This is a genomic window from Thioprofundum lithotrophicum, assembly GCF_055387065.1.
On the sequence record NZ_AP042379.1, the window covers coordinates 917,505 to 937,679 of the forward strand.

Here is a 20,175-nt window from a genome sequence, read left to right on the forward strand (position 1 = left end):
CGCTCGCGACGACTCGCGGTAGCGGCATTTCATTCACGCATGACACAAGTGTCACGCCTGTTTCGCCTGCCGCCAAGGGTCCCTTGCGCGATTTCTGCATTTTTCTTGCTATAGATCATGACAGTTCTCGCACATGGAGCGTGACCGCAGCCGTTTCGGTTCATCCGCGCCCCGCGCCGCTCGCGGATTGCGAATCACGCCGCGGGCATGGGGGTTGTGACAGGTAGCGCAATAGATTTCCCCGCTGTCTTCTTCCAGCGGCAGGATGATCCCGTTACGGTCCGCCATCTTCTCCATGTATCGGGCGATGCCCGGCGGCGGACGCACCAGATGATTCGGCCCGCCCTTGTCGAGAAACACCAGATCCCCGCCGGGATGCGGCAGCACCTCATGGCAATTGAGACACAATTGCGAATACTGATCCGGCACCACCAGTTCCGTGTCCACCGTGCGCCCATCGGGCAGCTGTCGGGGCACCTTGCGATGACAGAGCAGGCACGTGTTGGTGATCACCTGTCCATGGGCATCGACCTGGGCATGGGAGTTGAGCCGTGCGTAGGCCTTGCGCGGATGGCAGGCGTAACAGAAGCCCGTGCGCGAACGATAAGGTCCGCCACGCAGGAAGGCATGGCGCAGCCTGCGCTCGCGAAAGTTTTCCCGCCGGCACTGGACGCGGATGTCGTGGCAGGTGGTACAGGCCAGCCGCGGCCGACGATCCGTACCCTGCAGACGTTCACGCAAGGCCGGCATCATGCTCTGCAGAAGACGGCGGCTCACGCCGATCGCCACGGGATGCACCTGCACATGCTCCCGGCTCCGTCCGTGGCAATAGCCACAGAGCCTGTCGGTGTCGCGAAAGCGGCGCCGTGGCGACGCAACGTTCAGGGGCCCGCGATGACAGGTGGTGCAGGCATCCTCACGCCAGTGGGGATTGGGGATCTGCGCGGGGGTGATGGCGCCTTCACGCAGCCATGCCGGGATCCGCTGTGGCTGGGCCAGCATCTGCTTCTCGCCCAGCGCCGCCTGCAACCGGCCGGCCGGCCACAGCAGGACCAGCAGCACGACACATTGCCACAGGCGGATTGTCCCGTGCACCGCTCTTCTCCCCCGTGCCTTGAATGATTGTTGCGCACCCGCCGGGCCGGCACGATGGCCCGGCGGAATGGACGGCGCCCTGTCGAAGAACCCGTCAGGGCGGTGTCGCCCGCCTTTCCACCGGCCCGGTGGTTTCCGGGGCATCGGTCACTGCGTCCGGATTCAGATAAGGCGTCGGCCTGAAGACTTCCACCTTGCGGAAGAACTGATCCACCAGGTACAGACGGCCGTCGGCTTCGTCGATGTCCACCCCCGCCGGCAGCATGAAGGCGCCCGGCACGTCCCGGTTGCCCCGCGCTCCCACGAACATGAGCAGTCGCCCGTCCGGGTCGAAGATCTGCACGTTGCCGAAGGCCGTATCCACCACATACACGTTGCCCCAGCGGTCCACGGTAATGCCCTTGGGACGCGAGAACTGGCCGCTGCGCCGGCCGATACTGCCGAACTTGCGCACGAACTTGCCGTCGAGGGTGAATACCTGCACCCGGAAGTTGCCGCCATCGACCACGTACAGCAGGCTGTTGTAGGGGCTGATCACGGCGTCACGGGGCAGATTGAACTCGCCGTCGCCCGTGCCGCGCTTGCCAATGGTGTTGAGCAGCTTGCCGGTGATGGCGTCGAACACCAGCACGTGATGGTCATCGTTGTCCACGCCACCGGTATCCACCACGAACACCCGGCTGCCTTCCGGATCCACGGCCACGCCCGACGGGCGCCGGAAATATTTCTGACCGCCGATCGCGCGCAGAAAGCGTCCGTCACGGTTGTAGATGACCACCCGCTTGGCGGTCCCGTCGCAGACATAGATGTTGCCCATCCGATCCTTGGCGATCCCGAGCGGCAGAAAGAGACGCCCCGGCTCTTCCCGGCCCAGCTCGAAGAACTTCCCCATGCCCTGCGGATCGAACACCATCACCGTACGCCGTACCGTGTCGCCGACGAACATCCGCCCCTTGTGCACCACCACGTCGAAGGGTTTGGCGAAGCCTTCCCCCTTCTTCTGCTCCCCGGTGGCAAAGCGCCGGAAGGCGCTGGTGGAATCTTCCTTGACCACGTCCAGACTGCTGCGGATCGTGCGTTCATAGACGTAACGCGGCTTTTCCGGCGGCGGCGGGTAGACCGGAATCACCACCTCCTGCTGCGGGGCCTCGCTGGTCGTGGTACAACCGGACAGCACGACCAGCAACGCCAACAGTCCCGTTCTCAACACGCCGTTGTGCAAGTTCTTCCCTCCTCTGCTGCCAAAATGACCTGCCTCCTGGTCATGATAGCGGGGCCCGGTGAACGCTCGCCACCGCTTACCCTGACCTGGCGCAAGTTCCGCCGCATTGCACACACCGGCACGCTGTGGATGGCTGTTCCGAAACATCGATCCATCTTCTCTACAGGCACAAAGCCCGCATGGCCGGAAGGGGGTGGCGTGACCTTCGGCCGCAGGGATGGGGCCGCAGAGCCTACATGGAGGTATTCACGGCGTGTCACGCCCCCCTTCCGGCCATGCGGGCGGTCCCCCGGCTCAGGTCACCAGCAACAAAATGACGCATATTTCGGGACAACAAACTTACGTCAACGAAACCACAAGCAAGGATGATGCCATGCCCATCTGCGCCCCGTTCAAAACCCCAGTGCCTCGCTCTGGCATGAAATCCGCAATGTCCTGATCGACGTCAGCTTGCACGGCCCCGTCCCGGTCGACAGGGTGCGATGCCTGTGACACCATCCAGCGAAAACCCGGATCCATGACCATGCACCACACAAGACGCCACTTTCGCCTGTCCGCTCTTCTCTCACCACTCCTGGTTCTGCTCCTGCTGGCACCGGCCTGGGCCAGCGCGGCCGAGGCACGGTCACCGGCGCCGCAACCGGATCTGCTCTACCACAACTACTGTTCGGTCTGTCATGGCGACAAGGGCGATGGCCAGTCCCATGCCCGCTCGAGCCTGCAGCCCCCGCCGCGGGATTTCACCGATCCGGCCGGTGCCGCCGCCCTGACCCGTGACCGCATGATCCAGTCGGTGACGCACGGCGTGCCCGGCACGGCCATGGCGGGCTGGGAAAAACAGCTCAGCCGCGCCGAAATCGAAGCGGTGGTGGACTACATCCGCGAAACCTTCATGCCCCGGCCGGTGGCGACCTCGACCGACCGGGGCGAGGAAATCTACGCTCACAGCTGTTCGGTCTGTCACGGCGATCAGGGCAACAGCGCTAGGTGGGGAAGCAATCTGCTGGCCCGCCGGCCGCGGGACTTCACCAGCGAAGCCGCGCGACGCGAACTGACCCGCGAACGCATGATTCATTCGGTGACCCATGGCGTGCCCGGCACCCCGATGATGGCCTTCGGCAGCCAGCTCTCCGCCACCGACATCGAAGCGGTGGTGGACTACATTCGCAAACGCTTCATGCGGCCGGCCACGGCCGGCATTTCCGGCACCTCCGCCCACGGCAAGCGCAGCGCGCCCGCCCCGAAACCGGCGCGCAATTTCCCGGAAATGGGAGTGATCACCCAGCCCCTGATTCCCGAATCCGAGAAAGGCGCCAAACCCGAGCCGGTCGACATGCGCGCCGCCCTCCCCGAGGGCCTGCGCGGCAATCCGGTCGAAGGCAAGGCGCTCTATCTCCAGAACTGCGTCCCCTGCCATGGCCTGGCCGGGGATGGCGAAGGGCCGCGCGCCTATTTCATCTTTCCCCGGCCACGTGATTTCACCCGCGACTACTCCCGGGCCGTATTCAACCGGCCACGCCTGTACCGCGCCATCAGTGAAGGCAAGAACGGCACCGAAATGCCGGCCTGGTCACGGGTGCTCACTGCCCAACAGATCGCCGATCTGAGCGAGTACGTCTTCCAGGCCTTCATCCAGGGCAGGGAAACGCCGGCCACCGCCAAGCGCTGAGGCTCATGCGCGCACTGCTGATCGGTTTTCTCCTGCTCGCGCTGTGTCCCGGCGGGGCCACCGCCGTCACCCCGGCGGCAGACAGCGATGCGTACCACGAACAGGGACGGGCCATCTACAACTTCCGCTGCTACTACTGCCACGGTTATTCGGGTGACGCCCGCACCCTGAGCGCCACCTTTCTCGACCCCCCGCCGCGCGACTTCACGGCCCTGCACGACGACCCGCCCAGCCGATCACGCATGCTCGCCGTGGTGCGCGACGGCATTCCCGGCACCGGCATGGCCGGCTTCGGCAACCTCCTCAGCGAGGCCGAGATCGGCGCCGTGGTCGACTTCGTGCGTCGCGAGTTCATCATCGCGAAACGGCCCAATACCCGTTACCACACCGCCGCCAACGGCTGGCCCGACCATGAACGCTACCGCGCCGCCTATCCCTTCGCCACCGGTGTCCTGGCCCTCGACACACCGGACGAACGGCTGGATGCCCCGGCCCGGCGTGGCAAGCGCCTGTTCCTGACCAGCTGCATCAGCTGCCACGACCGGGCGCGGGTGGACGACGCAGGGCCCCTGTGGGATACCAGCGCCGTCTCCTTTCCGCGCAAGAACACCTGTTGCAACGTGCCGCCACCGGACAGCATCAGCGGCGCCTCGGTGTATGCCCGTCACGACATCCCGCCCCGGCTGGCCGATGCCACGCCGCAACAGCGCCGTGGCGAACGCCTCTATCAGGCCAACTGCGCCTTCTGTCATGCGGCCGACGGCAGCGGACGCAACTGGATCGGCAGTTTCCTCGAACCCCATCCCCGGGATCTGACCGAGCCGGCCTTCATGTCGGGCCTCACCCCCGAACGCCTGACCCGGATCATCGAAGACGGCCTGCCCGGCACCACCATGCCCGCCTGGCGCCACGTCCTGAATGCCGAGCAGATCGCCGCCATCGTGGCCTACGTGGATCGGGCCTTCCATCCCCTGGCACGGCAACGCGCAGCAAACGATGCTCCGACTCTGCCCCGCTGACCGGCGCTTGAAAAAAAACTTTCGGGGGCTTCCTCGGCAGCCCGCCGAACGCGCCTCGTCACGCTCACGGCTGCCGGGGTTCCTGCTTCTGGCACTGGCACTTGCCCTGACCCTGACCGGCTGTGGCAGCCCGGCCCCGACGCGGCCGGCGACGTCACGCGCCCCCTTCTGGCCGCCTCTGCCCGATCGGCCACGCTTCGAATACGAATTCACCCTGCGTACCGATCTGAGCATCCAGCCGCTCAAGACTGGCTTCGACTTCAAGGCCATGGCCACCAATGCCCATCGCGAACCCCGCATCCGCCTGGTCAAACCGCTCGATGTGGCCGCCCGCCGCGGCCACATCATCGTCAGCGATACCGTGATGCGAGTGGTGACCCTGTTCAACGTCCCGGCACGCATGACCACGGTGTTCGGCACCAGCGAGAAGCATCGCCTGCGCAAACCCCTCGGGGTGGCCATCGACGACCGGCTCAACTACTACGTGGCCGATGCCGGACGACGAGAAGTTCTGATATACGATCAGACCGGTCACTTCCTGCGCCGAATTGGTGATCCGGCCCGCCTGCAGCGTCCCACCGACGTGGCGGTGCGTCGGGATGGCCAGCGGATCTATGTGGTCGACACCGGCGGCGTGGACTCGCGGGATCACAAGGTGGTGGCCTACGATGCCGCCGGCCGGGAGCTTTACACCCTCGGCCCCCGCGGCACCGGCGACGGCCGGTTCAATCTTCCCACCTTCGCCTGCGTGGCGCCGGACGGCACGCTCTACGTACTCGATGCCGGCAACTTTCGCATTCAGGCCTTCGATGAGGCGGGCCGGTTCCTGCGCCGCTGGGGCGGCCTCGGCAGCGGCCTCGGCCAACTGGCCCGGCCGCGAGGACTGGCCTGCGATGATCAGGGACGGGTTTACGTCAGCGACGCCCGCTTCGCCAACGTGCAGATCTTCGACGCGAGCGGCCGCCTGCTGATGGCCCTCGGCGAGGGTGGCTACACGGATCGTCCCGGCCGCTACGCCCTCATCGCCGGCATTGCCGTCGACGAGACGGGCCGCCTGTACGTCGTCGATCAACGCTTTCGCAAGGTGGAGGTGATTCGCCCGCTCAACAGGGAAGAAGGCCGGGCCATCCGTGAAGCCCTGCAATCGAGGACAGACTGATCCCTTTCCTGCTCGGTTTGCGCTCTCGAACATACCGGCATGCGCCATGCCGGCACCCCGGACGCAAGAGAAGCCCCCGTTACTTGTTGTGACAGGTCAGGCACAGCGTGGACTGCTTGTCGACACGCAGAAACGACGGAATCAACGCTCCCCCCGTGCCGCCGGTCACGGTGGTGCCATGGGGATTGTGGCAGGAGGCGCATTCCACTTCGAAACCTTCCCCGCTGTTGTAGAGGCGCAGTTCGTTGTTGTCGGGCCGGCCGTTGCCATTGGTATCGAAGAAGCGCACATTGCCCCGGGTGGTGCTGGGCTCGTTGAAGTCGTACAGCGTGGTATCGGGATAGCGCACCCCCACCGGGTGATCGTCGGTCAGATCGGTTCCCAGCATGAATACGGTGAAGTCGGGCGCGAAGACGTTGGTGCTGTTGTGACACAGCAGGCAGTCGTCGAGCGTGGCATGTCGCACCGGCGTGTTGTCGGGCCAGGTATCGAGAAAGGCGTCGTTCTGGATGGTCTGCTGGGCCGGATCCCACGACACCAGGCCGGGCCGGTTGGGCATGTTGATGACCGAATCGATGGCCACCGTTCCGTCATGGCAGGACAGGCACACCAGGGAGTTGGTCCCCGGCGGGGTGGGCGTCTGTCCCGAACTCAACGGCTTGTTGTACAGGGCATAGGTGGTACTGCGGTTGGTACGGTTCCACAGGGGGGCATCGATGGTGCCATTGGCGCCATGCGGTGTGTGGCAATAGACGCAGACCTCGCCATAGTCGTTGCGGGCCCCATCCATGTTGGTGGCCGCCGCCCCGAGATAGCTCATGGTCATGTTGTGACGGGTATTGACGATGCTGTCCACGTTGGGCGCCTTGGTGGCCGGGTCCCAACCATCCGCCAGCACGGCCTGGCTGGTTGCCAGCAATGTTGCGAGCAGCAGGCCTCGGCCCGCGCGGGGCCTGGCGCAACGTGAGTCGATCATGGCCTCCCCTCCCTCCGGCGCCCTGCGCCGCCGGTGCCGGTTTGCGCCGCATGGCGCTGTCCCTGTTGTCTTGACGCCTTTTCCCGTGATCGGCAAGCAGCTTTCATGCCATGGCCACAATGCCGGCTTTGCGGGGATGAGCGCGGTTTTTTTTGCAAAACCGGGAATGTGCGGCGACGGACTCTCCCGATTCCGGGAAAACTCGTCTGACTTTTACGACAAAGGCATTAACCCGGCTTGCCAGGGTCCGATTTCGTTCCCGGGTCGAAAAAACCCGGGGAGGGGCTGTTTCTATCGCCCGTTACAGCAGGCGCCGCAGCGCGCTCAGCGTCGAGCGGGAAGCGGCAGGATCATCCGGCAGGGTCTCTGGCAGGGACTCGATGCAGCGCGCCACTTCGGCGAAGCGGGCCTGTTCGGCAGCGCGCCAGTGGCGGGCGGCGTCCAGGACCGGATGCCGCACTGCCGCCGCCGCGGGAAGTTGCCGCAGATCCGTGTGACGGATCCGTTCGAGCAGGGGATCGAGTTCACCAACGATGGCGCTCACCCGTCGCCGCCAGCGGCGCTCGCTCCAGCCCACGGCCAGCAGGTTGATCAGCACGATCAGGGGCACGAACCACAGCAACTGCGTCACCAGCACCGGCAACCCGGCCGGCGGCTGGTGGACGCGATACAGGCTGGCCTCGACGGCCTCGCGCATGCCCCACCAGACCCCGAACAGGGCCACCACGAACAGCAGCAGCTCGCCGACGATCATCTGGCGCAACAGGCGGCCCTGGAGCACGGCATCGATGTAGTGGCGGTGACGGCGATGGGGAACGGCGCGGCTCATAGGTCGTGACACTCGAAGCACAGGCGGGAGCCACGATTGGCGATCACCAGCTCGCCATGGCGAGGGGAGTAGCCCACGTGGCAGGAGATGCAGCCGATCCGCCCTTCGGGCAGGCGAATCGCCGCCGACAGTTGCGCCACCGGCCGGTAACCGCCGTACTGCATGGCACGCGCGTAGGGGACGCCGATGGGATGGTTGATGCCATGTTCGGCATGGCGCAGCAGGCCGCCGGTGGCCAGCTCCACGGCCGGGCCGCTGTCGGCCTTGCCGCTGTGGCAGTCGAGGCAGCGAAGGGTGGCCGGATCGAGCGGCAGGCCCAGATCGGCAGGGCTGGCGGCCAGGTGCCCGGTGCGGATCAGCGACTCGCCGCCATCGGCCATGGCCTGGAAGAAGGCGTCCGCATGGCAGTCCAGACAGAATGCCCGCCCGCGCTTGTCGCCCCGCAGGTGGCCGGGGCGGTGATCATGGATGGCGTGACAGGTGCTGCAGGTCATGTCGCCCTTCCAGTCCAGCGGATAGGCCGCCGGCAACGCCCGCCCGGGGGTGAAACCGCTGGCATGGGACAATGCCAGCGCCCCGGCATGACAGCTTCCGCACAGGCGCTCCTGGGTACCCAGCAACGCCCGGGCATTCTGCGCCGTGACCTTCTCGCCGGCCAGATGACAACGGCTGCACGGCGCCGCGTGAGGACCGGGCGCCTTCGCCCCCACCCGGTAGAGCGCCAGCCCCCCGATCAACAGCCCCAGCAGCAGCACCGCAAACCAACTACGCATCCCGGCGAACCCTTTCGATCAGCGCCTGCAGGCGGGCCCGCTCGCGTTGCCAGGCCTCGCCATCGCCGGCCTCCAGCGCCGCCTCGGCGGCCTGCGCCGCCGCATCCAGTTCCCGGCGCAGGCGATGCAGTGCCTGCCAGGCCTGCTGCAGATGCGCCGAGGTGTCGTGCAGACTGTCGTTACGGCGGATCCCCAAGGGAGGCTCGCGTTCGGCCTGCTGAAGATTGCAGGTAAAGCGATACAGGGGGCCGGCGATGCGAAAGCTGCCGTAGAGGGTGAACAGCCAGGTCATCAACGCCACCAGCGCCAGCAGGAACAGGCCGGCCACCAGCAGTGCCGGGCCAAGCTGGCGGCGGGTGAGCGCATGCGCCCGAATCATCTCGAAATAGGAATCGCCGCCGGCATCGTTCAGCCACCACACCACCACGCCCAGCACCAGCAGCGCCAGCAGACCGGTGCCCCCGGCGATGCGCGAGACCAGTTGCAGGCGGCTGAGGCCCGCTTTGGCAAACGTGTCTTGCAAGGAACCCATGCAGCCCATATCGGCGCCGAGGCCGCAGGCTTTACCGCTTCCCGTTTTCGGGAATCGCGGGCCTGTCAATGGCTGCGCATGCTGTTATGCTTTTCAGGACCAACGATGGTCACCCAGGCAGCGCCAGCGAGGTCGTCATGCCGGTCCACAACGAGGACGTTGCGGCCATCTTCGACGAGATGGCCGATCTGCTCGAAATCGAGGGCGACAACCCGTACCGGGTACGGGCCTACCGCAATGCGGCCCGCACCGTGCGCCATCTGGGCCGGGAACTGGCCGACATGGTCGAGCGGGGGGAGGATCTCACCCGTCTGCCGGGGATCGGCAAGGAACTGGCGGCCAAGATCCGCGAGATCGTGGCCACCGGGCATGCCCGGGCGCTGGACAAGCTGCACCGACGCGTGCCGGCCAGCCTCGAGGCCCTGCTGAAGATCCCGGGCCTGGGCCCGAAACGGGTGCGAGCCCTGTACCACGAACTGCACATCAAGAGCCTCAAGCAGCTCGAAGACGCGGTGCGCCGCGGCCGGCTGCGCCAGTTGCCCGGTTTCGGCCCCAAGACCGAGCAGCGCATCCTCGAGAACCTCGCCGCCCACCGCACCGCAGAGAAACGCTTTCTGCACTCGGTGGCCCGACGCTATGCCGAGCCCCTGGTGGCCTGGCTGCGCGACACGCCCGGCGTGGATCGGGTGGTGGTGGCCGGCAGCTACCGGCGGGGCAAGGAGACGGTGGGCGACCTCGACATCCTGGTCACCGTGCGTGGCAACAGTCCGGTGATGCAGCGCTTCACCGAATACGACGAGGTGGCCGACGTGGTCTCCCGCGGCACCACCCGGTCCACCGTGTATCTGCGCTGCGGCCTGCAGGTGGATCTGCGGGTGGTGGAGCAGGCCAGCTTCGGCGCCGCCCTGCACTACTTCACCGGCAGCCGCGCCCACAACATCGCCATCCGCCATCTCGGCCAGCAGCGGGGCCTCAAGATCAACGAATACGGCGTGTTCCGGGGCGAGCGGCGCATCGCCGGCGAGAGCGAGGAATCGGTCTACGCCAGCGTGGATCTGCCCTGGATCCCGCCGGAGCTGCGCGAGGCGCGCGGCGAAATCGAGGCGGCCCGCGAAGGCCGCCTGCCGCGGCTGATCGAACGGGCCGATCTGCGCGGCGATCTGCACTGCCACACCCGCGCCACCGATGGCACGGCCAGCATCAAGGCGATGGCCCGCGCCGCCCGCGAGGCGGGGCTGGAATACCTGGCCATCACCGATCACAGCCGCCGCCTCACCGTGGCCCACGGCCTCGACGAAAAGGCCCTGCGCCGGCAGATGGAGGAGATCGACCGGCTCAACGAGACCCTCGAGGGCATCACCCTGCTCAAGGGCATCGAGGTGGACATTCTCGAGGACGGCTCGCTGGATCTGCCCCCGGACGTGCTGTGTGAACTGGATCTGGTGGTGGCCGCGGTGCACAGCGCCTTCCGCCTCTCGCGCCGCAGGCAGACCGAACGCATCCTGCGGGCCATGGACTCCCCCTGTTTCTCCATCCTGGCCCATCCCAGCGGCCGCCTGCTCGGCGAGCGGGAGGCCTGCGAGCTGGACATGGAGCGGATCCTCGACGCGGCGCGGGACCGGGGCTGCTTCGTGGAACTCAACAGCCAGCCCCAGCGCCTGGATCTGACCGACGACCACTGTCTGCTGGCACGCGAGAAAGGCGTGCTGGTGGCCATCGACTCCGACGCGCACCAGCCGGGCGACTTCGCCCTGCTCGACGGCGGCATCCGCCAGGCCCGCCGCGGCTGGCTGGAGAAGGGCCACGTGCTCAACACCCTGCCCCTCAAGACCCTGCGCCGCAAGCTGCGGGCCACCCTGCGATGAGCCGCGCCCCCGAAGCCCACATCGTCTTCGTGCCGGGCAAGAATCCCAAGCCGCCGCCCGAGGCGCATCGCCGGGCCCTGTGGCGCACCCTGGTGGAAGGCGTGCGCCGGGCCGAGCCGGACGTCGTGCCCGCGCTGCAGGGCGCCCACGAACGGTTCCATCTGGCCGCCTGGAACTACCTGTTCTACCGCCGCGTCAAGGACATCAACCGGGACTTGCCCTGGATCGATGCCCTCATCCACCAGCACGGCCCCACGCCCCTGGACATCCGCGAGGCCCACAGCCTGGCCTACCGGCTGGCCTGGCTGCTGTTCCAGATCGCCGATCACCTGCCCTTCCTGATCCCCCTGATGCCGGCCCACATCCGCAGCATGGCCCGGGAGACCCGACGCTACTTCGTCAACCAGTACGACATCGCCTGCGAGGTGCGCGAAGTGCTCAAGGTGCAGTTGCGCCCGCACCTGGCGCGCGGCGATCGCATCCTGCTCATCGGCCACAGTCTCGGCTCGGTGATCGCCTGGGACAGCCTGTGGGAACTGTCGCGCGAGGAACACCATCACGGCCGGGTCGACACCTTTCTCACCCTCGGCAGCCCGCTGGGCATGCGCTACGTGCGCCGCCGCCTGCGCGGCGCCGACCGGCAGGGCGCCGAACGCTACCCGGCCAACATCCGCCGCTGGATCAACGTGGCCGCCGAGGGCGACGTGGTGGCCCTGGTGCGCTGTTTCGCCCGCGACTTCGCCGAGATGCGCCGGCTGGGCCTGGTCGAAGCCATCGAGGATCACTGCCACGGCATCTACAACCACTTTCGCAACGAGGAAGGGCTCAACGTGCACCGCTCCTATGGCTACCTGGTCAACCCTGCCGTGGGCAAGGTGATCGCCGACTGGTGGCAAGGCGGGGCGGATCGATGAACGCCGATTCGATCCTCGAGATCGTGTTCCTGATCTTCACCGGCGCCGCGGTGCTGGCCACGCTGGGGCTGTACGCCCGCCAGTCGCTGCTGGTGATCTACATTGCCCTGGGCGCGCTCATCGGCCCCTGGGGGCTGGGCTGGGTGGGCGACGTGCAACGGGTGAGCGACATCGCCCACATCGGCATCATCTTCCTGCTGTTCCTGCTGGGCATGAACCTGGCGCCGCAGAAACTGCTCGCCATGCTCGGACGCAGCCTGCTGGTCACCGGTGTCTCCTCGCTGCTGTTCCTGCTGGCGGGCGGCGGCCTTTCGCTGCTGTTCGGTTTCCGGCCGATGGAGGCGCTGATCATCGGCGCAGCCATGATGTTCTCCAGCACCATCCTCGGCATCAAGCTGCTGCCGGCCACCGTGCTCCATCACCGCCACACCGGCGAACTCATCATCAGCATCCTGCTCCTGCAGGATCTGCTGGCCATCCTGATCCTGATGCTGTTGCGGGCCGACTGGAGCGACGCCCTGCCCCTGCGGGAAGCCGGCCACCTGCTGCTGGCCCTCACCGGGCTGGGGCTCTTCGCCTGGCTGTTCGAACGCCACGTGCTGATCCGCCTGATGCAGCGCTTCGATCAGATCCACGAATACCTGTTCCTGCTGGCCATCGGCTGGTGTCTGGGCATGGCCGAGCTGGCCGTCCACCTCGGCCTGTCGGCGGAAATCGGCGCCTTCATCGCCGGGGTGGTGCTGGCCACCAACCCCGTGGCCCTCTACCTCGGCGAAAGTCTGCGGCCCTTGCGCGACTTCTTTCTGATCCTGTTCTTCTTCGCCCTCGGCGCCGGCTTCGATCCCGCCCTGGTGCGCGAGGTGCTGTGGCCGGCCCTGCTGCTGGCCGCCGTCATGCTCGCGGGCAAGCCCCTGGCCATCACCGCCCTGCTGCGCGGCGTGGGCGAAGCTCCCCACCGGGCCCGCGAAGTGGGCGTGCGCCTGGGCCAGATCAGCGAGTTCTCCCTGTTCATCGCCGTATTGGCCCTGGAGACGGGCGCAGTCACGCCCCGGGCCGCCTATCTCGTCCAGGTGACCACGCTGTTCACCTTCATCGTCTCCGCCTATCTGATCGTGCTGCGCTACCCCTCCCCCATCGCCCTCGACGACCGCCTGCGCCGGGACTGACTTGTCCCCCCGGCGTCGCGTCCCCATCACCACCCGAAACACATCCCGGAATTCGGACATGACCGACACCCTGCTCAACAAGGCCCGCCAGTTCTACCTGGGCGAAATCGACGACTGGCTCACCTACTCGCTGCTGGCCCGGCACAGCCGCGATGCCGAACTGCGGACCCTGCTGGAGCGCATCGCCGCCATGGAGAAGCGCCATGCCGAGTTCTGGGCCGATATCCTCGCGCGCCACGGCCAGCCCCTGCCCGCCGCTCGCCCGCGGCGCCTGCGCAGCCTTGCCCTGCGCCTGCTGCAGCGCCGGATCAATCCGCTCTTGCTGATCGCCGCCCTGGAACTGGGCGAGACCGGCGCGGTAGAAGCCTATCACCGCCTGTGGCAGAGCGGCCTGCTGCCGCCCGAGGATCACGCGGCCCTGCGGGGAATCATTCTCGACGAGCTGGAGCACGAAGCCGCCTTCCGCCGCCAGACCCGCGAGGCGGGCCTGCAGAACGTGCGCGACTTCGTGCTCGGCATGAACGACGGGCTGGTGGAGATCCTCGGTGCCGTCACCGGCCTGTCGGCCGCCTATGCCGGCAACCCGCTGCTTGTGGCCGTCAGCGGCCTGGTGGTGGGCATCGCCGGCGCCTTGTCGATGGGGATTGGCGCCTTCATCTCGGTGCGCTCCCAGCGCCAGGTGAACGCCGGCGCCCGGCAACGCATGGAAGTCCTGTTCAGCGTGGCGCCGGAACGGGCTGTGGCCGAATACCGCGAGCGCCTGCGTGCCTCGGGGCTGCCGGACGAGATCAGCGACGAAGTGGCCAACCGGCTCGGCGACAACCGCAAGGCCCTGTCAAAGCTGCTGCTGGAGGAAGTCAGCGAGAACGAATGGCGCTCGGGCCTGTTCACCGGCAGCGCCTACCTGTTCGGCGTGCTGTTCCCGGTGCTGCCCTATTTCGTCGCCGACAGCGCCCTAGCGGCACTGATCGGCTCGGTGTTGCTGGCCGGCCTGGCCCTGGCTGCGGTGGGTGGCTTCATCGCCCTGGTTTCGGGCATCCGCCTGCGCACCAAAATCATCGAAATGCTGGCCTCCGGCCTCGGCGCCGCCGCCCTGGCCTGGCTGTTCGGCACGCTGATGCAGAACGTGTTTGGTATTGCGGTCTGAGAAACACCGCAAGACGGGATCGCCTCCGGCGCTATACCGATTTATTAAACGCCGCAAACTCGTGCTGACACAAACGGCACCGGCCACGAACGGGGGTAGGCCGGCTCAAGCGCAGCGGAGCCGGCAAACCTCGCAATCCCCATGGCAGCTCCGCTGCGCTTGCGCCGCCCTGCGGGACCTGAATAACCGCCCGTCCTCGACATGGTGCAATATCCGGGCTAGGCTTGGAATCAGCCACGGGAAGCCGCATGAGACTGCTCAACCACCAGTACCGGTCCGAGGCGGAACTCGCTGCGTTCTGCCAGGCCAAAGGCATCACAGACGATGCCGGCCTCTTCATCCAGGTCTTCTGCGGCAATCTCGAAGACGGCTTCATCCACGATCTGAACCGCCTGCTGCGCCAGCGCTTTCCCCACGCGGTCATCCTCGGCACCACCACCGGCGGCGAGATTGCCGATGGCCGCCTGTTCGAGGAAGGCGTCATCGTCAGTTTCCTCGAATGCCGGCGCACCCGCCTCGCCACCACGACCCTGCCTTGGGACCAGGAAGACAGCTTCGCCCTGGGGCAGCAACTGGCCCGCCGCCTCGACACCCGCAACGGCGCTCCGGCCCTGATCATCGCGGTGGCCACCGGCCTCAACACCAACGGGGAAGACTTCGTGCTGGGCGTGAGCGACGTGCTGCCCGACGTGCCGCTGGCCGGCGGGCTGTCGGGCGAATACCTGCGCTTCAAGCACACCTGGATCTTCGACGGCGATCAGGTGCTCACCCAGGGCGCCATCGCCGTGGCCTTCCATAGCGAACACCTGCAGGTGCAGACCCTCTACAGCATGGACTGGATGCCCCTCGGCCGGGCCCTGACCGTGAACCGAGCGCGCCGCAACCTGCTCATCGAACTCGACGGCCGCCCCGCCATCGACACCTACCGCCATTACCTGAGCGACGAAGCCGCCGAACGCCTCCCCGTGCTCAGCGTGCAGTTTCCGCTGATGGTGGAACGCGGCGGCATGAAACTGGCGCGCGGCTGCACCGGCGTCAATGCCGACGGCAGCATGGTCTTCATGGGCAACTTCCAGCCGGACGACCAGGTCTGGTTCGGCATCGGTGACGCCAACGCCCTGCTCGACAGTTCCTCAGAACTCATCGAACGCCTGCGCACCCAGCGCTTTGAGGCCATCCTTTGCTACACCTGCGTGGCCCGCAAGGCGCTGATGACGAAGCTGATCAGCGACGAAGCCGAGGTCTTCCAGCAGCTCGCGCCCACGGCCGGTTTCTTCACCTACGGCGAGTTCTTCCATGCCAACGAAGGCAATCTGTTCTTCAACTACACCCTGACCCTGGTGGCGCTCACCGAGCATCCCGAACAACCGGTGCTCGCACGCCCCCTGCCCCTGTCCCTGTCCACCGCGCGCATCACCACCGAGACCCAGGCCTATGCCCACCTCATCAACCGCACCGCCCGGGAACTGGAAGACCTGCTGCAGCAGATGCACGAACTGGCCCGCACCGACGAACTCACCCGCCTGCCCAACCGCCGCTACCTGATGGAACAGATCCGCAGCCACGTGCGCCTGCACGAGCGGGACGGCTCGCGCCTGTCACTGCTGTTGCTGGATCTGGACGACTTCAAGCAGGTGAACGATCGTTGCGGCCATCAGACCGGCGACGACGTCCTGGTGGATCTGGCCCGAATCATCGAAAACGTAATTCGCCTCAGCGACATTCCCGGCCGCTGGGGGGGAGAGGAGTTTCTGGTGATCTGTCCCAACACCGAGGCCGACGGCGCCCGGGATCTCGCCGAACGGCTGCGCGCCGCGGTGGCCGCACACCGCTTCGCCCGGGAACTGCGGCTCACCGTGTCCATCGGCTGCGCCGAACACCGCCGCGGCGAGAGCATGGACGCCCTCATCGGCCGCGCCGATCGGGAGCTCTATGTGGCCAAGGAAGCAGGCAAGAACCGGGTCCGCGGTTGCGAGGCGCGGCCGGGGTAAGAATGTTCATGGCGTTTGCCTGTCGCGGCTTGCGCCGCTCCTACAAATTGGCATCTCACCCCTGTAGGAGCGGCGCAAGCCGCGACAGAGGGCGCCTCAGGCCTTGCGCACGAACTCCGACTTGAGCCCCATGGCCCCGATGCCGGGGATCCGGCAATCGATGTCGTGATCCCCTTCCACGAGACGGATGTTCTTGACCTTGGTGCCCACCTTGATCACCGACGAGGATCCCTTGACCCTGAGATCCTTGATCACGATGACCGTGTCGCCGTCGCGCAGTCGGGTGCCATGGGCGTCACGCACCACGGGACCGTCCGCGCTTTCGGCCACCTCGGCCTGGGGTGACCATTCATGGGCACATTCGGGGCAGACGTACTGGACGCCATCGAGATAGGTATAGACGGAACCACACCGGGGGCAGGTGGGCAGATCGCTCAAGGGGAAACTCCTTCGGACCAGAAACCGGCGCGAAGGATAGCACAACGTTACAGGGCCGAGGGACGAGGGCCGAGTGGCGAGGAAAGACGGCATCCCGAAATGGCCGCTCCGCTGCGCTTGAGCGGGCGTATGGTGCTGTAGTGGCACTGAAAAACCTCGGCCCCGGCCCTGCAGGGTCGCGCCGCTCCTGCGCGAAAAACCTTTGCGATCTTTGCGCCTTCGCGCCTTTGCGTTGGATTTTCGGCGGCGGGTATCCGCTGGGCACTCTGGACCGCACCCAGCCCTATTCCGGCTCTTCCAGCGTCACGCCGTCGAGGGAGGCGGCCATGGCGTCCACGTTCTGGCCCCGGGTCTCGCCCAGCTTGATCATCAGGCGCAGTTCGTTGGCCGAATCGGCGTGGTTGATGGCGTCCTCGTAGGTGATGTCGCCGTTCTTGTACAGCTCGTAGAGGGCCTGATCGAAGGTGCGCATGCCATGCTGGCCCGACTTGGCCATCAGCGGCTTCATCTGGTGCACTTCGCCCTTGCGGATGAGATCGGCCATCAGCGGCGTGTTGATCATCACTTCCACCGCCAGCACCCGGCTCTGGCCGTCGGGGGTGGGGATGAGCTGCTGGGCGACGATGGCCTTGAGGTTCAGGGACAGGTCCATCAGCAACTGGTGGCGGCGATCCTCCGGGAAGAAGGTGATGATCCGATCCATGGCCTGGTTGGCGTTGTTGGCGTGCAGGGTGGCCAGACACAGGTGGCCGGTCTCGGCGAAGGCGATGGCGTGATCCATGGTCTCACGGGTGCGGATCTCGCCGATCAGGATCACGTCCGGCGCCTGGCGCAGGGTGTTCTTCAGGGCCACCTCGAAGCTTTCGGTATCCAGTCCCACCTCGCGCTGGGTGACGATGCAGCCCTGGTGGTTGTGGATGTACTCGATGGGATCCTCGATGCTGATGATGTGGCCGGTGCTGTTCTTGTTGCGATAGCCGATCATCGCCGCCAGCGAGGTGGACTTGCCCGAGCCGGTGGCGCCCACGAACAGCACCAGGCCGCGCTTGGTCATGGCCAGATCCTTGATGATCGGCGGCAGGCCCAGATCCTCGATGAGCGGAATGGTGGTCTCGATCTTGCGCAGCACCATGCCCGCATGGTTGCGCTGGCGGAAGGCGCTGACCCGGAAGCGGCCGATCCCCGAGGCCGAAATGGCGAAATTGCACTCGTTGTGGCGGGCGAACTCCTCGCGCTGGGCGGGGGTCATGATGTTGGTGACGATCTCCTCGGCCTGGGCCGGGGTCAGGGTGGCCTGGGTCACCGGGGTGATCTTGCCGTTGATCTTGAGGCTGGGCGCCACGCCTGCGGTGATGAACATGTCCGAGGCGTTCTTGTGCACCATCAGCTTGAGCAGGGAATCGAAGTCCATCCTTACCGCCTCACAAAGTCGGGATTAGTTGAAGGCATCCTTGTTGGCCGCCCGCATCCGCGCCTCGGCCTTGCTCACGATGCCGCGCTGCACCAGTTCCTGCAGGTTCTGATCCAGGGTCTGCATGCCCACCGCCTGGCCGGTCTGGATGGCCGAGTACATCTGCGCCACCTTGTCCTCGCGGATCAGGTTGCGGATGGCGGGGGTGCCGATCATGATCTCGTGGGCGGCCACCCGGCCGCCGCCGATTTTCTTGAGCAGGGTCTGGGCGATCACCGCGCGCAGCGATTCGGAAAGCATGGAACGCACCATGTCCTTCTCCGCCGCCGGGAACACGTCGATGATCCGGTCGATGGTCTTGGCCGCCGAGCTGGTGTGCAGGGTGCCGAACACCAGGTGGCCGGTCTCGGCCGCGGTCAGCGCCAGGCGGATGGTTTCCAGGTCCCGCAGCTCCCCCACCAGGATGATGTCAGGGTCCTCGCGCAGGGCCGAGCGCAGGGCCTCGGCGAAGCCGAGGGTGTCGCGGTGTACCTCGCGCTGGTTGACCAGGCACTTCTTCGACTCGTGGACGAATTCGATGGGATCCTCGATGGTGAGGATGTGGCCGTGCTCGTTCTCGTTCTTGTAGTCCACCATCGCTGCTAGGGTGGTGGACTTGCCCGAGCCGGTGGGACCGGTCACCAGGACGATGCCCCGGGGGTTGTCGGCGATTTCCTTGAACACCGGCGGCGCGCCCAGCTCCTCCAGGGTGAGGATCTTGGAGGGAATGGTCCGGAACACCGCGCCGGCGCCGCGGTTGTGGTTGAAGGCGTTGACCCGGAAGCGCGCCAGTTCGGGGATCTCGAAGGAGAAGTCCACCTCCAGGAATTCCTCGAAATCCTTGCGCTGCTTGTCGTTCATGATGTCGTACACCAGCGCGTGCACGGTCTTGTGATCGAGCGCCGGGATGTTGATCCGCCGCACGTCGCCGTCGACCCGGATCATCGGCGGCAGGCCGGCGGAAAGATGCAGGTCCGAGGCGTTGTTCTTGACGCTGAACGCCAGCAGTTCGGTAATATCCATAGGAGGCTGTCTCGAAAATCGGCAGGTTTCGCTGACCTGTCACTGTATCGGTATTTTCGCAGAAATCTTGACTGCCGGAAGCGGCAGGCTTTCCACCGCGCGCCGCCCGCCGCACAATACCGGAATTCCATGCGACGAGGAGGCAGCATGTCCAGCATAGCCGAGCGGCTCGCCCAGGTACACTCCCGGATCCGCGCCGCGGCCGAGGCCGCCGGCCGCGACCCGGCCAGCGTGCGCCTGCTGGCGGTGAGCAAGACGCAGCCGGTCGCCGACGTGGAGGCAGCCCTGGCCGCCGGCCAGCGGGCCTTCGGCGAAAGCTACCTGCAGGACGCCCTGCCCAAGATCGCGGCCCTCGGCGCGCGGGCCGAATGGCATTTCATCGGCCCCCTGCAGTCCAACAAGACCCGCGCCATCGCTACCCATTTCGACTGGGTCCAGAGCGTGGACCGCCTGAAGATCGCCCGGCGCCTCAGCCAACAGCGGCCCGCCGGACGGCCGCCGCTGCAGATCTGCCTGCAGGTGAACGTCTCCCGCGATCCGGCCAAGGCCGGCGTGGCGCCCGAAGCCCTGCCGGAACTGGCCGCGGCGGTGCGTGAACTGCCCAACCTGCAACTGCGGGGCCTGATGACCATTCCCGCCCGGGAAACGGATCCCGCCCGCCAGCGCCTGCCCTTTCGCCATCTGCGCGAGCTGTACGAGGCCCTGCGCGCCGAGGGGCTGGCCCTGGACACCCTGTCGATGGGCATGAGTGGCGATCTGGAAGCCGCCATCGCCGAAGGCGCCACGCTGGTGCGGGTAGGCACGGCCATCTTCGGTCCCCGCCAGGGCTGAAGCCACTCGAATCTTCCCGGCATGGGTCGATACGCCTTGTGACGCAGTTCACGCTTTTTGTGGCAAACTCCACGAT

General features: G+C 66.5%; 18 protein-coding genes. 9 read left to right on the forward strand and 9 right to left on the reverse strand.

The annotated features are described in order from the left end of the window. Positions 1-108: 108 nt before the first annotated feature. Together ACZ5BH_RS04315 and ACZ5BH_RS04320 are read right to left on the reverse strand one after the other, a co-directional pair. Positions 109-1,095 (reverse strand): hypothetical protein, encoded by a 987-nt coding sequence (locus ACZ5BH_RS04315; protein ID WP_464890685.1) that lies wholly within the window; start codon positions 1,093-1,095, stop codon positions 109-111. A 94-nt stretch (positions 1,096-1,189) separates the two neighbouring features. Next, positions 1,190-2,287 (reverse strand): 6-bladed beta-propeller, encoded by a 1,098-nt coding sequence (locus ACZ5BH_RS04320; protein ID WP_464890686.1) that lies wholly within the window; start codon positions 2,285-2,287, stop codon positions 1,190-1,192. Positions 2,288-2,840: 553 nt separating this feature from the next. Here ACZ5BH_RS04320 and ACZ5BH_RS04325 point away from each other — a divergent pair. The 3 genes from ACZ5BH_RS04325 to ACZ5BH_RS04335 are packed head-to-tail and all read left to right on the forward strand — an operon-like array spanning position 2,841 to position 6,164. Beyond that, positions 2,841-3,986 (forward strand): c-type cytochrome, encoded by a 1,146-nt coding sequence (locus ACZ5BH_RS04325; RefSeq protein ID WP_464890687.1) that lies wholly within the window; start codon positions 2,841-2,843, stop codon positions 3,984-3,986. A 5-nt stretch (positions 3,987-3,991) separates the two neighbouring features. Beyond that, positions 3,992-5,005 carry a c-type cytochrome gene (locus tag ACZ5BH_RS04330; RefSeq protein WP_464890688.1) on the forward strand — a complete coding sequence of 338 codons (1,014 nt, stop codon included), beginning with the start codon at positions 3,992-3,994 and terminating at the stop codon, positions 5,003-5,005. A gap of 7 nt (positions 5,006-5,012) precedes the next feature. Beyond that, positions 5,013-6,164 carry an NHL repeat-containing protein gene (locus tag ACZ5BH_RS04335; protein ID WP_464890689.1) on the forward strand — a complete coding sequence of 384 codons (1,152 nt, stop codon included), beginning with the start codon at positions 5,013-5,015 and terminating at the stop codon, positions 6,162-6,164. 79 nt (positions 6,165-6,243) lie between these two features. Here the strand turns inward: ACZ5BH_RS04335 and ACZ5BH_RS04340 are convergent, their stop codons facing one another. From ACZ5BH_RS04340 to ACZ5BH_RS04355, 4 genes are all read right to left on the reverse strand, one after another. Continuing rightward, a complete protein-coding gene (locus ACZ5BH_RS04340; RefSeq protein ID WP_464890690.1) occupies positions 6,244-7,140 on the reverse strand; it encodes a cytochrome c3 family protein in 897 nt (298 codons plus the stop codon). 301 nt (positions 7,141-7,441) lie between these two features. Further along, positions 7,442-7,969 carry a hypothetical protein gene (locus ACZ5BH_RS04345; RefSeq protein WP_464890691.1) on the reverse strand — a complete coding sequence of 176 codons (528 nt, stop codon included), beginning with the start codon at positions 7,967-7,969 and terminating at the stop codon, positions 7,442-7,444. Next, positions 7,966-8,742, reverse strand: coding sequence for a cytochrome c3 family protein (locus ACZ5BH_RS04350; RefSeq protein WP_464890692.1), 777 nt, complete (start codon positions 8,740-8,742; stop codon positions 7,966-7,968). The genes ACZ5BH_RS04345 and ACZ5BH_RS04350 overlap by 4 nt, the downstream gene beginning before the upstream one ends. Continuing rightward, on the reverse strand, positions 8,735-9,274 hold the full coding sequence (locus ACZ5BH_RS04355; protein ID WP_464890693.1) for a hypothetical protein: 540 nt from the start codon (positions 9,272-9,274) through the stop codon (positions 8,735-8,737). The genes ACZ5BH_RS04350 and ACZ5BH_RS04355 overlap by 8 nt, the downstream gene beginning before the upstream one ends. Before the next feature lie 137 nt (positions 9,275-9,411). Between ACZ5BH_RS04355 and polX the strand changes: the two genes are divergently transcribed. From polX to ACZ5BH_RS04380, 5 genes are all read left to right on the forward strand, one after another. Continuing rightward, on the forward strand, positions 9,412-11,139 hold the full coding sequence (gene polX, locus ACZ5BH_RS04360) for a DNA polymerase/3'-5' exonuclease PolX (RefSeq protein WP_464890694.1): 1,728 nt from the start codon (positions 9,412-9,414) through the stop codon (positions 11,137-11,139). Beyond that, positions 11,136-12,053: a hypothetical protein gene (locus ACZ5BH_RS04365; protein ID WP_464890695.1), complete on the forward strand. Its 918-nt coding sequence runs from the start codon at positions 11,136-11,138 to the stop codon at positions 12,051-12,053. The genes polX and ACZ5BH_RS04365 overlap by 4 nt, the downstream gene beginning before the upstream one ends. After that, positions 12,050-13,219, forward strand: a complete 1,170-nt coding sequence (locus ACZ5BH_RS04370) for a cation:proton antiporter domain-containing protein (protein WP_464890696.1) — start codon at positions 12,050-12,052, stop codon at positions 13,217-13,219. The genes ACZ5BH_RS04365 and ACZ5BH_RS04370 overlap by 4 nt, the downstream gene beginning before the upstream one ends. Before the next feature lie 58 nt (positions 13,220-13,277). Continuing rightward, entirely contained in the window at positions 13,278-14,366 is a 1,089-nt protein-coding gene (locus tag ACZ5BH_RS04375) for a VIT1/CCC1 transporter family protein (RefSeq protein ID WP_464890697.1), read from the forward strand. A 248-nt stretch (positions 14,367-14,614) separates the two neighbouring features. Further along, positions 14,615-16,357, forward strand: a complete 1,743-nt coding sequence (locus ACZ5BH_RS04380) for a sensor domain-containing diguanylate cyclase (protein ID WP_464890698.1) — start codon at positions 14,615-14,617, stop codon at positions 16,355-16,357. A 96-nt stretch (positions 16,358-16,453) separates the two neighbouring features. Here the strand turns inward: ACZ5BH_RS04380 and ACZ5BH_RS04385 are convergent, their stop codons facing one another. The 3 genes from ACZ5BH_RS04385 to ACZ5BH_RS04395 all read right to left on the reverse strand — a co-directional run bounded on the left by ACZ5BH_RS04385 (position 16,454) and on the right by ACZ5BH_RS04395 (position 19,268). Continuing rightward, complete coding sequence (locus ACZ5BH_RS04385) at positions 16,454-16,795, reverse strand: zinc ribbon domain-containing protein YjdM (protein WP_464890699.1); 342 nt, start codon at positions 16,793-16,795, stop codon at positions 16,454-16,456. Positions 16,796-17,078: 283 nt separating this feature from the next. Then, positions 17,079-18,206 (reverse strand): PilT/PilU family type 4a pilus ATPase, encoded by a 1,128-nt coding sequence (locus ACZ5BH_RS04390; RefSeq protein ID WP_464890700.1) that lies wholly within the window; start codon positions 18,204-18,206, stop codon positions 17,079-17,081. A 24-nt stretch (positions 18,207-18,230) separates the two neighbouring features. After that, positions 18,231-19,268, reverse strand: coding sequence for a type IV pilus twitching motility protein PilT (locus tag ACZ5BH_RS04395; protein ID WP_464890701.1), 1,038 nt, complete (start codon positions 19,266-19,268; stop codon positions 18,231-18,233). 147 nt (positions 19,269-19,415) lie between these two features. Between ACZ5BH_RS04395 and ACZ5BH_RS04400 the strand changes: the two genes are divergently transcribed. Then, a complete protein-coding gene (locus tag ACZ5BH_RS04400) occupies positions 19,416-20,099 on the forward strand; it encodes a YggS family pyridoxal phosphate-dependent enzyme (RefSeq protein WP_464890702.1) in 684 nt (227 codons plus the stop codon). The last annotated feature ends 76 nt before the right edge of the window (positions 20,100-20,175 follow it).

Excerpts from the sequence above, each read along its gene's own strand:
- ACZ5BH_RS04330 (WP_464890688.1), top strand. The coding sequence starts at position 3,992 with ATGCGCGCACTGCTGATCGGTTTTCTCCTGCTCGCGCTGTGTCCCGGC.
- ACZ5BH_RS04350 (WP_464890692.1), bottom strand. The coding sequence starts at position 8,742 with ATGCGTAGTTGGTTTGCGGTGCTGCTGCTGGGGCTGTTGATCGGGGGG.
- ACZ5BH_RS04340 (WP_464890690.1), bottom strand. The coding sequence starts at position 7,140 with ATGATCGACTCACGTTGCGCCAGGCCCCGCGCGGGCCGAGGCCTGCTG.
- polX (WP_464890694.1), top strand. The coding sequence starts at position 9,412 with ATGCCGGTCCACAACGAGGACGTTGCGGCCATCTTCGACGAGATGGCC.
- ACZ5BH_RS04400 (WP_464890702.1), top strand. The coding sequence starts at position 19,416 with ATGTCCAGCATAGCCGAGCGGCTCGCCCAGGTACACTCCCGGATCCGC.
- ACZ5BH_RS04345 (WP_464890691.1), bottom strand. The coding sequence starts at position 7,969 with ATGAGCCGCGCCGTTCCCCATCGCCGTCACCGCCACTACATCGATGCC.
- ACZ5BH_RS04375 (WP_464890697.1), top strand. The coding sequence starts at position 13,278 with ATGACCGACACCCTGCTCAACAAGGCCCGCCAGTTCTACCTGGGCGAA.
- ACZ5BH_RS04365 (WP_464890695.1), top strand. The coding sequence starts at position 11,136 with ATGAGCCGCGCCCCCGAAGCCCACATCGTCTTCGTGCCGGGCAAGAAT.
- ACZ5BH_RS04380 (WP_464890698.1), top strand. The coding sequence starts at position 14,615 with ATGAGACTGCTCAACCACCAGTACCGGTCCGAGGCGGAACTCGCTGCG.
- ACZ5BH_RS04325 (WP_464890687.1), top strand. The coding sequence starts at position 2,841 with ATGCACCACACAAGACGCCACTTTCGCCTGTCCGCTCTTCTCTCACCA.
- ACZ5BH_RS04370 (WP_464890696.1), top strand. The coding sequence starts at position 12,050 with ATGAACGCCGATTCGATCCTCGAGATCGTGTTCCTGATCTTCACCGGC.
- ACZ5BH_RS04395 (WP_464890701.1), bottom strand. The coding sequence starts at position 19,268 with ATGGATATTACCGAACTGCTGGCGTTCAGCGTCAAGAACAACGCCTCG.
- ACZ5BH_RS04355 (WP_464890693.1), bottom strand. The coding sequence starts at position 9,274 with ATGGGTTCCTTGCAAGACACGTTTGCCAAAGCGGGCCTCAGCCGCCTG.
- ACZ5BH_RS04390 (WP_464890700.1), bottom strand. The coding sequence starts at position 18,206 with ATGGACTTCGATTCCCTGCTCAAGCTGATGGTGCACAAGAACGCCTCG.